This window comes from Paracoccus onchidii (genome assembly GCF_028294535.1).
GTDB classification, from domain to species: domain Bacteria; phylum Pseudomonadota; class Alphaproteobacteria; order Rhodobacterales; family Rhodobacteraceae; genus Paracoccus; species Paracoccus onchidii.
Window position 1 is genome coordinate 46,540 of the sequence record NZ_JAQBIE010000017.1, and the last position, 14,225, is coordinate 60,764.

12 protein-coding genes and 1 pseudogene are annotated in these 14,225 nt (G+C 58.6%); 11 read left to right on the plus strand and 2 right to left on the minus strand.

Annotated elements, in window-relative coordinates; genetic code table 11:
• Nucleotides 1-3 precede the first annotated feature (3 nt).
• The 4 genes from dxr (at nt 4) to PAF17_RS13550 (ending at nt 5,580) form a co-directional block, all read left to right on the plus strand.
• Nucleotides 4-1,161 (plus strand): 1-deoxy-D-xylulose-5-phosphate reductoisomerase, encoded by a 1,158-nt coding sequence (gene dxr / locus PAF17_RS13535; protein ID WP_271889638.1) that lies wholly within the window; start codon nt 4-6, stop codon nt 1,159-1,161.
• The gene (rseP, locus tag PAF17_RS13540; protein WP_271889639.1) at nt 1,158-2,489 is read left to right on the plus strand and encodes an RIP metalloprotease RseP; all 1,332 of its coding nucleotides are present in this window, start codon (nt 1,158-1,160) and stop codon (nt 2,487-2,489) included. The genes dxr and rseP overlap by 4 nt, the downstream gene beginning before the upstream one ends.
• A gap of 101 nt (nt 2,490-2,590) precedes the next feature.
• On the plus strand, nt 2,591-4,894 hold the full coding sequence (bamA, locus tag PAF17_RS13545; RefSeq protein WP_271889640.1) for an outer membrane protein assembly factor BamA: 2,304 nt from the start codon (nt 2,591-2,593) through the stop codon (nt 4,892-4,894).
• A 50-nt stretch (nt 4,895-4,944) separates the two neighbouring features.
• Nucleotides 4,945-5,580 (plus strand): OmpH family outer membrane protein, encoded by a 636-nt coding sequence (locus tag PAF17_RS13550; protein WP_271889641.1) that lies wholly within the window; start codon nt 4,945-4,947, stop codon nt 5,578-5,580.
• Here PAF17_RS13550 and PAF17_RS13555 read toward each other — a convergent pair whose 3' ends face one another.
• Together PAF17_RS13555 and PAF17_RS13560 are read right to left on the minus strand one after the other, a co-directional pair.
• Complete coding sequence (locus tag PAF17_RS13555; RefSeq protein WP_271889642.1) at nt 5,581-6,519, minus strand: nucleoside hydrolase; 939 nt, start codon at nt 6,517-6,519, stop codon at nt 5,581-5,583. It abuts the gene before it with no gap.
• Between the two features lie 101 nt (nt 6,520-6,620).
• Nucleotides 6,621-7,619, minus strand: coding sequence for a Fe(3+) ABC transporter substrate-binding protein (locus PAF17_RS13560; RefSeq protein WP_271889643.1), 999 nt, complete (start codon nt 7,617-7,619; stop codon nt 6,621-6,623).
• 127 nt (nt 7,620-7,746) lie between these two features.
• On the opposite strand from PAF17_RS13560, the gene PAF17_RS13565 reads away from it, so the two are divergent.
• The 7 genes and pseudogenes from PAF17_RS13565 to PAF17_RS13595 all read left to right on the plus strand — a co-directional run bounded on the left by PAF17_RS13565 (nt 7,747) and on the right by PAF17_RS13595 (nt 14,191).
• The gene (locus tag PAF17_RS13565) at nt 7,747-9,564 is read left to right on the plus strand and encodes an ABC-F family ATP-binding cassette domain-containing protein (protein WP_271889644.1); all 1,818 of its coding nucleotides are present in this window, start codon (nt 7,747-7,749) and stop codon (nt 9,562-9,564) included.
• Nucleotides 9,565-9,750: 186 nt separating this feature from the next.
• Nucleotides 9,751-10,125 (plus strand): annotated as a pseudogene (gene rplU / locus PAF17_RS13570) (50S ribosomal protein L21); the annotation flags it as partial.
• An 18-nt stretch (nt 10,126-10,143) separates the two neighbouring features.
• Nucleotides 10,144-10,416, plus strand: coding sequence for a 50S ribosomal protein L27 (rpmA, locus tag PAF17_RS13575; RefSeq protein ID WP_271889645.1), 273 nt, complete (start codon nt 10,144-10,146; stop codon nt 10,414-10,416).
• 107 nt (nt 10,417-10,523) lie between these two features.
• Nucleotides 10,524-11,096, plus strand: a complete 573-nt coding sequence (locus PAF17_RS13580) for a GNAT family N-acetyltransferase (RefSeq protein WP_408636426.1) — start codon at nt 10,524-10,526, stop codon at nt 11,094-11,096.
• Between the two features lie 102 nt (nt 11,097-11,198).
• Entirely contained in the window at nt 11,199-12,191 is a 993-nt protein-coding gene (locus PAF17_RS13585; RefSeq protein ID WP_408636424.1) for an LLM class flavin-dependent oxidoreductase, read from the plus strand.
• A gap of 342 nt (nt 12,192-12,533) precedes the next feature.
• A complete protein-coding gene (locus PAF17_RS13590; RefSeq protein WP_271889647.1) occupies nt 12,534-13,772 on the plus strand; it encodes a DNA recombination protein RmuC in 1,239 nt (412 codons plus the stop codon).
• The gene (locus tag PAF17_RS13595; RefSeq protein WP_271889648.1) at nt 13,769-14,191 is read left to right on the plus strand and encodes a secondary thiamine-phosphate synthase enzyme YjbQ; all 423 of its coding nucleotides are present in this window, start codon (nt 13,769-13,771) and stop codon (nt 14,189-14,191) included. The genes PAF17_RS13590 and PAF17_RS13595 overlap by 4 nt, the downstream gene beginning before the upstream one ends.
• Nucleotides 14,192-14,225 lie beyond the last annotated feature (34 nt).

Below are 14,225 nucleotides of genomic sequence, written 5' to 3' on the forward strand. Positions count from 1 at the left end.
GATATGCGACGCATTTCCATCCTTGGCGCGACCGGCTCGGTCGGCAGCAGCGGGTATGACCTGATCCGTCGGGCAGGCGGTGCCGCTGCCTATGATGTTGTTGCGCTGACCGGGGGGCGCAATATCGCGCGTCTGGCGCGAATGGCACGCGAGTTGCGGGCAGAGATTGCCGTCACCGCGCATGAAGACCTGCTGCCGGATCTGCGGGACGCATTGAAAGGTTGTGATGTCGAGGCGGCTGCCGGGCGCGATGCTCTTGTAGAGGCCGCGGCCCGCCCAGCCGATTGGGTTCTGTCCGCGATCGTGGGATCCGCCGGATTGGCGCCGGGCTTGCAGGCATTGGAACAAGGCGCGACCCTTGCCTTGGCCAACAAGGAATCGCTTGTCTGTGCCGGGCCTTTGATTACTGGTGCAGCAGCAAGAGCAAAGACAAAAATCCTGCCGGTAGATTCCGAACATTCTGCAATTTTTCAAGCTCTTGGATCTGAAAACCTCGATTCCGTCAAGGATATCACCATCACCGCTTCGGGCGGAGCCTTTCGTGATTGGCCCATCGAACGCCTGGCCGCGGCCACGGTGGCCGAGGCTTCGACCCACCCGAATTGGGCAATGGGGCAGCGCATCACCATTGATAGCGCATCCATGTTCAACAAGGCCATGGAAGTAATAGAAACCAAAGAATTTTTTGGTGTTCCTGCGCAAAAGATCAAAGTCGTGGTCCACCCGGAATCGATTATTCACGCCATTGTCAATCATATCGATGGCGGATCGATTGCACATATGGGGGCACCTGACATGCGCCACGCCATCGGTTACGCGCTCAATTGGCCGACACGCGCCGCGCTGCCGGTCGCGCCGCTTGATCTGGCCTTGACTGGAAGCCTGACATTCCGCGCCCCGGATGAAAATCGCTGGCCGGCACTGCGTCTCGCCCGCGAGGTGATGGCTGCGGGGGGCATGGCCGGCGCCGTATTCAATGCCGCGAAAGAACAGGCTCTGGATGATTTCATCGCGGGGCGGATCCGTTTTACCGAGATGGCACCACGGGTTGCCTTGGTGCTTGACAAGTTGAGCGCCCGGGACGGGTTCAGTGTGGACCCCGATTCACTTGATACGGTTCTGTATTGGGACCGGTTGGCGCGACGCGAGGGCGCAGCATGACAGACATCATTCCCCAGTTTGGCGGCACGATCTGGACGTTGGCCAGTTTTGTCGTGGCCCTGGCCGTTATTGTGACAGTGCATGAATACGGGCACTACATAATCGGCCGCATCTCGGGAATACGCGCCGAGGTGTTTTCCGTCGGGTTCGGACCGCGCCTGTTCTCGCGGCGTGATCGGCGCGGAACTGTCTGGCAGGTCGCGGCGGTTCCGCTGGGTGGCTATGTCCGTTTTCTGGGCGATTCCAATGCCGCAAGTGCCGGAACCGGGCAGGCGGTCGACCCGGCGTTTCGTCGCCAGACATTGACCGGGGCACCGCTATGGGCGCGTTTTGCAACGCTATTGGCAGGGCCCGTGTTCAATTTTGTTCTGTCGATCCTCATCTTTGGCGGTTTCGCTCTGTTTCAAGGATTGCCGACACAGGATGTCAGGGTCGGTGAAATTGCCCCTGCACCCCCGGGTGTTGTGAATGAACTTCAATCCGGCGATGAAATTCTGGCGATTGACAGCATGAATGTGACGAACTGGTCCGATATCGGTCGTATCGCCGCTGAACTTGCCCCTACCGATCGGTTCGACTGGACGCTGCGCCGCGATGGTGAGGTGATGACGGTTCAGGGACCGGATCCTGTTCCCCCACGCATTACCGGTGTTGCACCGCGCAGTGCTGCTGCCGATGCGGGGTTGATGGCCGGTGATGTGGTCCTGGCGATCGCCGGCACGCCGATCTCGCGATTTTCACAGATGCGCAGCAGTGTCGAAGCCGCGCAAGGTCAGCCATTGCTGCTATCTGTGTGGCGTCCCGGGCAGGGTGTCGCCGAATACACGCTTGTTCCAAAAGAACAGGATCTTCCCAGTGCCGAAGGCGGGTACGAGCGGCGCTGGCTGATCGGGGTCACCGGCGGTGAGGGCTATTTCGCACCCGCAACGCGGCGCGCAGGTCTGGCGGAATCCGCCTGGTTGGGGGTGATACAGACCTGGGGGATTATCACATCGTCGCTTGCAGGAATGTGGGCGATGATTTCCGGACAGATCGGAAGCTGCAATCTTGGCGGGGCGATCAGCATCGCGGAAAGCACGGGGCAGGCGGCCAGCGCGGGTGGTGCCAGCTTCCTGTGGTGGATAGCGGTTCTTTCCGCAGCCATCGGTTTCCTGAACCTGTTGCCCATTCCCGTTCTGGATGGCGGGCATCTGATGTTCTATCTTTACGAGGCGGTTACCGGGCGACCGCCATCCGACCGGGCACTGAACCTGCTGACGGCGATCGGGATGGCGGCAGTGCTGAGCCTGATGATTTTTGGCCTCACGAACGATCTTTTCTGCCCATAGGGTGCGATGTGCTTTTGACAGCAACGTCTGTTTGAGGCACAAGCTAGGACCAAAAGAAGGTGCCGGCAGCGCACCAAAGCAGGCTTGAAAGAGGGGCAGCGATGACACGGAAACTGGGCAAGGGCGCGGTTGCGCTTATGACGGCTCTGACCATTTCGGTGCCGGCGACACTGTTGATACCGCAACTGGCTTCGGCATATGTGTTCAACGACGTCCGGATCGAAGGATCGCAACGGGTCGAGCCGGCCACGATCCTGTCTTATGCAAATATCGCGCGCGGGCAGGATGTTTCGGCGGGCGAGTTGAACGATGCCCTGCAGCGCCTGCAAGGGTCGGGCCTGTTTGAAACAGTCGAAATTCAACCCCAAGGCGGGGTGCTGGTCATCAAGGTCAGCGAATATCCCACGATCAACCAGATCAGCTTTGAGGGCAATCGCCGCATCAAGGATGACCAGCTTGCCGAAATCGTGCAAAGCCAGTCTCGGCGCGTCTATCAGCCGTCGCAGGCCATTGCCGATGCCTCGAATATCGCGCAGGCCTATTCCAGCGAGGGGCGGCTTGCCGCGCGGGTCGACCCCAAGATCATTCGTCGCAGCGGCAATCGTGTTGACCTGGTCTTCGAGATCCGTGAAGGCGATCTGACCGAGATCGAACGTATCAGCTTTACCGGCAACCGCGCCTTTAGTGATCGTCGCTTGCGGCAGGTGCTAGAGACCAAGCAGGCCGGCATCTTGCGGACCTTCATTCGCGCGGACACCTTTGCGCCCGAACGGATTCCGCTGGATCAGCAATTGCTGACGGATTTCTATCGGTCGCGGGGCTATGCCGATTTCCGCGTTCAGGCGGTTGCGCCCGAACTGGCGCGAGAGCGCGATGCGTTCTACATCACCTTCAACATCCAGGAAGGTCCGCGCTATCGTTTTGGCAACGTGGATGTGATTTCCGAGATTCCCGGCGTCGATGCAACCGCTTTCGCGCGGCAGAACCGCGTTGATCGTGGCGATGTTTACAACCCGGCCGCCATCGACAATACCATTCTGCGCATGGAGACGGTGGCGATCCAGCAGGGGCTGGATTTCGTGAGTATCGAACCGCGGATCACGCGCAACCCGTCTTCGCAAACGCTGAACCTGACCTTTGCGTTGACACGTGGGCCGCGCATCTTTGTTGAGCGTATCGACATCGAAGGTAACACGACGACACTGGACGAGGTGATCCGCCGTCAGTTCACCACCGTCGAAGGCGATCCCTTCAATCCGCGCGAAATCCGCAATGCGGCCGAACGTATCCGCGCCCTTGGATATTTCGCGGACGCCCAGGTCGAAAGCCGTCAGGGCAGCAGCCAGGAACAGGTTATCGTTGACGTCAATGTCGAAGAACAACCGACGGGTTCGCTGTCCTTTGGTGCCTCTTACGGTGTCAGCACGGGTGTCGGCCTGAACGTCTCGCTGAATGAAACGAATTTTCTGGGACGCGGCCAGACGGTTGGCGTTACGCTGTCGACCGCCGAGGGCGACAAGGAAGGTTCGTTCAATTTCGTCGAGCCCTATTTTCTGGGCCGCGATCTGCGCTTCAAGTTCAATACCTGGTATAGCGAAACCGAAGATTGGAACGCAGATTACGATACCCGTTCGATGGGCTTCAGCCCCGCGATCGAGTTTCCGATTTCGCCCAACGGACGGCTGGAACTGCGCTATCGTCTTTCCAAGGACCGCCTGAGCAATATCAACGAAGACAGCTCGGCCATCCTGCAACGCGAAGAAGGCGAACGGCTTAGCTCGGCGCTGGGGTATTCCTATAGCTGGGACACGCGCAATACCGGGCTTGATCCGCTGACCTCTTACAAGTTCCGCTTTTCGCAGGACATTGCAGGGGCCGGAGGGGATGTCAAAAGCATCACAACCTCAGCGATTGCCGGTTTCGAATCGAATGCCTGGCGTGATGACGTGACCTTCCGCGGCGAAATCGAGGGCGGTGGCGTTCATGCCTATGGCGATTACGAAACCTGGATCCTCGATCGGTTCCGCGCAGGCACACGTGTTCGCGGTTTCGAGCCCAATGGCATCGGCCCGCGGGATCTGGCCTCGGTCAATGAAGACGGGCTGGGCGGCAAGTATTTCTGGGCGGCACGTGCCGAAGCACAGTTCCCTGTTGGCCTGCCGGAAGAATACGGCATTACCGGCGGTCTGTTCGCGGATATCGGTTCGATCTGGGGGCTGGACGACACGTCTGGCACCAATGGCGAAATCGTTGATGACGACATGCATGTCCGTGCCGCCGTCGGGGCCTCGATTTTCTGGACCACGCCTATCGGTCCGCTTCGTTTCAACTTCTCGAAGGCGATCCAGAAGGAAGATTACGACGAAGAGCAGAATTTCGACCTGACGATTTCGACCCAGTTCTGATGCGTTTCGGGGCGATATGCCTGGGATTGGTGGCCTGCCTGTTTGCGGGCATGTCACCGGTCTACGCCCAGCAGGTCGAAACCTCGCCTGTGCCGGAACTGACGGATCAGCCGTCGCAACCCTCGGTGCGTCGTGATGGGGACCGGGCGCTTCCCACAAGAACCATCCAATCCGAGGGGCAAAGCCTTGTTGATGCGCCGATCCTGACCGTCGATCAGGAAAGGCTGTTCGATGAATCCGATTGGGGGCAACGCGCCCTGCGTGAGCTGGAACAACGCGGTGGTGAAATTGCGCAGGAAAATGATCGTCTTGCGACGCAGCTTTCCAACGAAGAGGCCCAGCTGACGCAACAACGCAGCGTGTTGGAGCCCGCCGAATTTCGAAAGCTGGCCGAGGCATTTGATAGCCGCGCAACCACGATCCGGCGCGAACGTGCACAGATGGTCCAGAAATTGAATGCCGAGGCAGAGGCCGATCGCAACGCCTTTTTTCAGGCGGCGCTTCCGGTGATGGGTGAGGTCATGCAGGAACGTGGGGCCACCGCGGTTCTGGACCGTCGGACCGTTTTTGTGTCACTGGATGCGATCGACATCACGTCGGATTTGATCGAAAGGTTGAACCAGCGGATCGGGGACGGAACCGAAGACGACACGGCTCCGCCCGTTTCGTCGTCAGACGATAACTGATTACGGCAATCTGGAAATCCGGTCGGTCAGCAAGGCAAACAGTCCATCTCGATCCACATGCCGGATGAAGAGTGCGTTGGCTTTCCTGTCACTGACACCCCACCAATCCGCCACGGTCATCCCGGTGGTGAACCTGCCTTCTGTTTCGATTTCGACATTGATCTGACGTCCCGAGAACAGCTTGGGGTTCAAAAGCCAGGCAATGGTGCAGGGATCATGCAGCGGCGCGCCCTTGCTACCGTATTTTTCCTTGTCATAGCGTTCGAAGAAATCCGTCCAGCTTGCAACCGCCGGACCGCAACGGTTTGACATGTTGCGCATATCCTGAACCCAGTCGGCCGATGTCAGCGCCTCATGCGTTGCATCCAGCGGCAGCACCACAAGCGGCACACCGGATCCGAAGACCTCTTTTGCCGCGACTGGATCGACATAAATGTTGAACTCGGCTGCGGGGGTGATGTTGCCAACCTCGAAATAGGCGCCGCCCATCAGCACGATTTGCTTGACCCGCGCCGCGATATCGGGGGCCTGACGGAATGCTGCGGCAATATTGGTCAATGGTCCGATCGGCACCAGCGTGACCGCGCCGGCGGGCTGGCTGCGCAGTGTATCTATGATGAAATCGACGCCATGTTGTTCTTGCAGTGGCATCGTCGGTTCAGGCAACTCGATACCGTCCAGCCCCGATTTTCCGTGAACATGTTCGGCCGTGACAAGATCGCGATCAACCGGTGCGGCACAGCCAGCATGGACCGGAATATCCTGACGCTGCGCCAGTTCAAGGATCTTGCGGGCATTCAATGCGGTCAGGGAAAGCGGCACGTTCCCGGCGACCGCCGTGATGCCCAGAACTTCCAGTTCGGGACTGGCCAGCGCCAAAAGTATGGCAACGGCATCATCCTGCCCCGGATCTGTGTCGATGATGATCTTTTGGGTCATCCGAATTCTCCTGCCTGTTGCGACAGTTCTGCGCCGCCATAGAAAAGGGCGCAAGCCAAAAGCCTGCGCCCCATATGCGTTCCCGTATCTTCCTGGCCGGTTCAGCCGTCGAAATTAACCTCTTCGATCAGGTCGAGGGCCTGCGGGCGCAGATCCGAAATTTCACTGAGCGGCAGGCTGTCGGGGGTGAATTCGCCCCAGCTTTGAACGATCTCGGAACGTTCTACATGATCAGAGACCGGAAACTCGAAATTGGTTTCGGCATAGATTTTCTGTGCTTCGTCGCTGACCAGGAACTCGATCAATTGCAGGGCGGCATCCTTGTTCGGAGCGGCGCTGGTCAAGGCAACACCGGACACGTTCACATGCGTTCCGCCATCTGCGAAGGTCGGGAACAGGATGCGGACGGATTCTGCCCATTCCTTTTGTTCATCATCCTGCAGCATCTTGCCCATGTAGTAGGTATTGCCCAGACTGATATCGCATTCACCCGCCCAGATGGATTTGACTTGCGCCCGGTCATTCCCCTCGGGCTTCTTGGCCAGGTTGGCCTTGATGCCTTCCAGCCATGTCTTGGTTTCCTCGGCGCCGTGATGTCCAAGGAATGCCGCGGTCAATGCGACGTTGTAATCATGCGTGAAGGGGCGTGTGCAGATGCGTCCCTTCCATTTCGGATCAGCCAGATCTTCATAGCTGGTCAATTCGCCATCGGCGACGCGATCTTTGCTGGCATAGACGATGCGCGCGCGCGTGGTCAGGCCCATCCACTGACCGTCCGCGTCACGCAATGTTTCCGGCACGGCATCAAGCGCGTCGCCGGCAACGGCTTGTGTGACGCCTGCATCCTTGACTTCACCAAGGCGGGCAACATCGACGGTCATGATCAAATCCGCAGGGCTGCGATCGCCTTCGGCTTGCAGACGTTCGACCATCCCCTTGTCGACAAAGGCGGTGTTGACGGTGATGCCGGTCTTTTCGGTGAAGGCATCGGTCAGCGGCTTCAACAGCTCTGGTTGACGATGAGAGTAGATATTCACCTCGTCTGCAAATGCCGGCAAGGCGACGGAAACGGCCAGGGAAGCAAGGATCAGGGAACGCATCGGTGACTCCTTTGGTCAGATTTACACCGCTTCTCGCAAGTTGGCTTGCCCGCGTCAATGCCTGATAGATTGTCTCGGGATATGCAGGTGATTGACCATCACGACCGCGCAGGATAGGGCGCAGAACATGGCACGCGCACCCCTGTTACAATTGACCGATATTTCGCTGACCTTCGGAGGCGATCCCGTATTTCAGAACCTGTCATTGACGGTTCAGCAAGGTGATCGGGTCGCCCTGGTCGGGCGCAACGGTTCGGGAAAATCCACCTTGATGAAGGTGATGGCCGGTCTGGTCGAGGCGGATCGGGGGCAGGTCGTACTGAACGCCGGCGCACAAACGGGTTATATGGAACAGGAACCCGATCTGTCGGATTTCGAGACCCTGGGCGAATTTGCGGCTTCGGGTCTGGCCGAAGCAGAAGAATACCGCGTCGAAATGGCCGCCGAGGGTTTGAAGTTTGATCCAGCACGTCCGGTTTCGACCGCCTCGGGGGGCGAACGTCGCAGGGCAGCCCTGGCGCGATTGCTGGCCCAGGCACCGGAACTGATGTTGCTGGACGAGCCGACAAACCATCTTGATATCGAAGCGATCGGTTGGCTCGAAGATCACCTCAGCCAGACCCGCACGGCCTATGTCATCATCAGCCATGACCGCGCATTTCTGCGACGCCTGACGCGCGCGACCTTGTGGATCGATCGCGGTGAAGTTCGTCGTCAGGAAAAGGGCTTTGAGGCGTTCGAGGATTGGCGCGAAACGGTTTGGTCGGCCGAGGATGACGCCCGGCATAAGCTGGATCGCAAGATCAAGGCCGAGGCACGTTGGGCCGTCGAAGGCATCAGTGCCCGGCGCAAGCGCAATCAGGGGCGGGTGCGGGCGCTGGCCGCCTTGCGTCAGGAACGGGCGTCGCAGATACGCCGTCAGGGGACGGCTGCGCTTGCGCTGGATGCCGGGCCGCAATCGGGCAAGCGCGTGATCGAAGCCAAAGGCATTGCCAAGAGCTTTGGCGAACGCGTCATTCTGAAACCCTTTGATCTGCGGGTGCAGCGTGGCGACCGCATCGCGTTTGTCGGGCCGAATGGCGCAGGCAAGACCACCTTGATCAAGATGCTGACCGGCGAAATCGCACCCGATGACGGTTCGGTGGCGCTTGGCACCAATCTGGATGTTGCGGTGTTCGATCAGGCTCGATCAAGGCTGAACCCTGATCAAAGCCTGTGGGAATCGCTGACCGGTGACCCGGACATGAGCGTTTCGGGGCGCGCAGACCAGGTGATGGTCCGTGGCCAGCCACGCCATGTTGTCGGTTATCTGAAGGATTTTCTTTTCGATGATGCTCAGGCGCGCGCACCGGTTCGCAGCTTGTCGGGCGGCGAAAAGGCGCGGCTTTTGCTGGCGCGGCTGATGGCGCGGCAATCGAACCTGTTGGTCATGGATGAACCGACCAATGATCTGGATGTCGAGACCCTTGATCTGTTGCAGGATCTGCTGGGTGAATATGACGGGACAGTTCTGCTCGTCAGCCACGATCGCGATTTCATCGACCGGGTTGCCGATACCACCATCGCAATGGAAGGGGATGGCCGGGCGGTCGTGTATGCCGGCGGCTGGAGCGATTATCGCGACCAGCGGGGCGCCGAGCAGGAGCCCGCTTCGCCGCCACCTGCAGCGCCCGTGAAAAAGGCCGCAACCATCGCGCCGCGCGACAAGGTTGTGAAAGCCGGCCTGAGCTTTACCGAACGGCATCGCCTCAAAGAGCTGCCCTCGGTGATTGATCGCCTTGAGGCCGAGATTGCAAAACTGACGGAGTTCTTGTCCGATCCGGACTTGTATCGCACGGCGCCAAAAAAATTCGACAAGGCCACCGAGGCGATAGCTGAACGCCAGGCCGCGCTTGCTGCGGCCGAGGAAGAGTGGATGGCGCTTGAAGAAAAGAGCGCAGGCTGACCCGTTCAGCGCCGCTTGACTTGGCCCTTTGAATAAGCCATATGGTCATGACCGGCCGGGCTTTTGCTTTTGGCCGGTGAATTATTTTAATGACATCCTGACGATGGATGCGCTGTCCGAAGGCGGGGAACCGGAAACACCGACCTGGTCGGGGCCAAAGGACGCGGCAGACGAAGGAAAGATGCGATGTTCGCAGTTCTGAAAACTGGCGGCAAGCAGTACAAGGTTCAGGCCGGAGACGTGTTGCGCGTCGAAAAGCTTGACGCGGCTGCTGGCGAAAAAGTCCAGTTCAATGATATTCTCATGGTGGGCTCGACCCTGGGCGCGCCGCTGGTTGACGATGCCTGTGTACAGGCCGAGGTTGTCGACCAGATCAAGGCTGACAAGGTCATCACCTATGTCAAGCGCCGCCGCAAGCACAGCTCGCAGCGGACCCGTGGTCACCGCCAGCAGCTGACGTTGGTGCGCGTGACCGACGTGCTGGAAAAGGGCGCGGCCAAGACCGGTGTGAAAGCCGCTGTCGGTGCTCGCAGCAAGAATGCGGCAGACGCCGCGGCCGAAGCGTAAGGAGACTGAATCATGGCACATAAAAAAGCAGGCGGTTCATCCCGTAACGGTCGCGATTCAGCCGGTCGCCGTCTTGGCGTCAAGCTGTATGGCGGCCAGGAAGCCATCGCCGGAAACATCATTGTGCGCCAGCGCGGCACCAAGTGGTGGCCTGGTGACAATGTTGGCATGGGCAAGGATCACACCCTCTTTGCGCTGACCGACGGTCACGTGACCTTCAAGAAAGGTCTGAAGGGGCGCACCTTCATTTCGGTGATTCCCGCCAGCCTCGAGGCTGCCGAGTAACCCAAAATTAACATTACGATGTTAGAGGGGGGATCGGCGAAAGCCGGTCCCCCCAACCCATTTCGGGGCCTTTTCCCGGGGGAGGAAATATGGTTATGTCTGCGCCAATGCGGGAGGGAACGCGTTTGGACGATCTGAAACTTGCGGATGCGGCGACGCTGAACCAGCCCGTTATCGAAACCGACCGGTTCGTGCTGCGCCCGTTGCGTCCATCTGATGCCGGAATGATTGCACATTACACGGCGGATCGCCGCGTCGCTGAAGGCACGAGGGCAATTCCCCATCCACTCCCCCCCGGCGCCGCCGAGGATTTCGTTGCTCGTGCCTTGTCCATAGGCCGTCTCGAAGATGTCTGGGCAATTGACGGGTCCGAAAATCGTCTGGCCGAACTGCTGGGGGTCGTATCGTTGACCCGGATGGAAAATGATCAGTCAGAACTGGGTTTCTGGGTCGGCGCCGGATTTTGGAATACGGGTTTCGCAACCGAAGCTGTCGAAGCTTTGGTCAAGGCCAATCCCCATAATGCACGGACATTGTTCGCCGAGGCGTTTCAGGACAATGCCGGCTCGGCGCGGGTCCTGACCAATTGTGGTTTCGTGTATCTTGGAGATGCCGAAAGCTGGTCGGTGGCACGGAACGCGCGGGTTCCGACCTGGACCTATTTGCGCAAGATGGGTTGATCCCGGATTGCGAAGGTCATGCCGCGCATCAGGATGACGTGACAACGCGAAATTGTGCCCTGGCATGATTGCATTTTGCCCGGGCGCGATTATCTGGTCGCCATGACAAGACGTATTCCTTATTCGTTACTGGATCTTGCGCCCGTTCCCGAAGGCGCCCAGACTTCAGATGCCCTCCGCAACAGCCTGGATCTGGCGGTTCACGCCGAGGACTGGGGGTATCATCGGTATTGGATGGCCGAGCATCACAATATGCCTGGCATTGCCAGTTCGGCCACGGCGGTTCTGATTGGCCTTGTGGCGCAGGCCACGCGAAAGATGCGAATTGGGGCAGGGGGTATCATGCTACCCAATCATGCGCCTCTGACCGTCGCCGAGGCGTTCGGAACGCTGGCAACCGTGTTCCCCGATCGGATTGATTTGGGCCTGGGCCGCGCCCCCGGCGGGGACGGGGCTGTCATCAAGGCCCTGCGCCGCGACCCAATGGCCGACAGTTTTCCCCAGGACGTCGTTGACCTGCTGGAATATTTTGACGCGCCGCAGAACGATGCCGCCGTGCTAGCAATCCCCGGTGAGGGCACGCATGTTCCGATCTGGATACTGGGAAGCAGCCTCTATGGCGCTCAGCTTGCAGCGCATCTGGGACTGCCTTATGCATTTGCAAGCCACTTTGCGCCCGCGGAACTTACCCGTGCGCTGCAGATTTATCGCGAACGTTTTCGTCCCTCGCCATGGCTGACTGCGCCCCGAGCGATGATCGCAATCAATGTTTTCGCCGCGCATGATGCAAATGAGGCGGCCTTTCTGCGAACGACAATGCAGCTGGCCTTTGCACGGTTGCGCAGCGGAATGCCAGGCAAGTTGCCGCGCCCGACAAGGGATCTCGATGGGGAAATCGGCGGGAATATGCGTTCCGCGGTTGATCAGTCGCTGCGGGTAAGTGCGGTTGGCGACAGCGTTCAGGTCAAAGAGCAGCTTGTGCAGTTGATCGAGATGTACAAGCCAGACGAAGTGATCCTGACGGGCCAAATTCACGATCATGCGGCGCGGTTGCGCAGCTTCGAGATCGCCGCGCAAGTCATGCAAGAGCTTTGACAAGCTGGGCATGCGCGGTCGAGCCGGGCTTGAGTTACGGCACAAAAAGTGAACATTATGCGGTGACCACGCGAACGCATAAGGGTTTACATGCCGACCACCGAAACACGAATTGTATCCTGGTTGCACGATATAGACATGTCGCAAGCCGCAGCGCTCGGCCTGCTGATCCTGGCGCTTTTTCTGGTGATATCGCGAAAACAATGGCGGGACCATGCGGCGAACGCCGACATTGCACGGAAAAAAGCAGAAGATACCGCTCTGCGCTTGCAGGAAGAGCTCTCCCGGACCCGATCCCGGTCGCATGAGCTTGAGCTAAGATCTGGCAGCCTGGAAGTTCGTTTGGAAACAACCCGCGCGCGGCAAGGCGAGCTGTCAGAAGAAAATGACGGCCTGTCGGATGCATTGCATCTGGCGCAAAACAAGCTGGCGGCGTTGCAGACCGAGTTGGCCGAAGCCGAGTTGGCGGCTGAAAAGGATCGGGATTCTGCAGCGCGCGAAATCAGGAATTTGATGGCGCTGCGCGATGACATGCGCAATCAATTCAAGTCACTGGCGCATGACACCTTGTTGGCGCAACGGCAGGATATGCAAACTGCGCAAGGCGAGCAGTTGAAGGCGTTGTTGATGCCATTTCGGGATCAGGTGAATAGATTTCAGTCTGAATTGCAGTCTAGAAACAAGGTTTTGGATCAGGAATCTGCAAAGTTGCGTGAATATATTTCGATACTTCATCAGCGATCCGAGGCGATTTCATCCGAAGCGGTAAACTTGACCCGCGCCCTTCGCGGTGACAAGCAGCGTCAGGGCGCCTGGGGTGAGATGGTTCTTGAAAGAATACTTGAGGAAAGCGGGTTAGAAGATAGAATTCATTATGAAACTCAGCCCTCGTGGCGCGACGAATCCGGTAAGCTATGGCGTCCTGATGTCGTCGTCAGGATGCCGCGCCGCAAGGTCATGGTCATCGACAGCAAGGTCTCACTGAACGACTACGAAATCTCGGTGAATAGCGAGGATCCAAGCGATGCTCAGGCGGCTCTGCGCCGACACGTCTCTGCGTTGCGAAGCCATGTAACTGCATTGGCTGAAAAGGGTTATCATCGCATGGATGACAATTCTGTCGATTATGTGTTGATGTTCATTCCCATCGAAGGGGCGTTTTCCGATGCCATGCGCGCGGATCCGTCTTTGGCCAGTTTTGCGCTTGAACGCGGTATCGGATTGACGACACCTACCACGTTGATGCTGACCTTGCGGACGGTCGAGCATATCTGGGCAGTTGAGCGCCGGGAAAGCAATGCGGCGGAAATAGCGCGTCGTGCAGGTGCGCTATATGACAAGGTGGCGGGCTTCGTTGAATCGATGGACGGGGTCGGGCGAGCGCTCGATCAGGCAGGGCGCGCCCATGCGCAGGCAATGGATCGTCTGACCCGCGGCAGCGGCAACGTCATTCGCCAGGTGGAAATGCTGCGCGAACTGGGTGCCCGGACGCAAAAACAGATCGGCCTTGATCATGATCGGGACAAAGCGTCTGCCCTGGACGACACAACGACACAGGCAGGACCGGAGGCCGCAGAATGATCGGTGAGTTCAGGATTAAGACCGATGGACCTGGCTGTCATGATTTTACATCGGCGGTTGCCGATTGGCTGACCGAAGGCGGGGCCGAGAACGGTGTTCTGACATTATTGGTCAGGCATACGTCATGTTCTTTGCTGATTCAGGAAAACGCCGATCCGGACGTCCAGTACGATTTGCTGAACTGGCTGGGTCGCCTTGTGCCGCACACGGATCATCCTTCGATGCATTGGATTACCCATCGAGATGAAGGCCCCGACGATATGTCAGCGCATCTAAAAGCATCAGTATTGCCCGTCAATCTGTCGATTCCAGTGCATCAGAGTTTGATGATGCTTGGCCAATGGCAGGGTATCTACCTGATCGAACATCGCGATGCCCCACATGAAAGAAGGGTCGCAGCCTGCTTTCAATCGATCTGAGACTGTGAAATCCGGTCGTCGCGGCTTTCAGGTC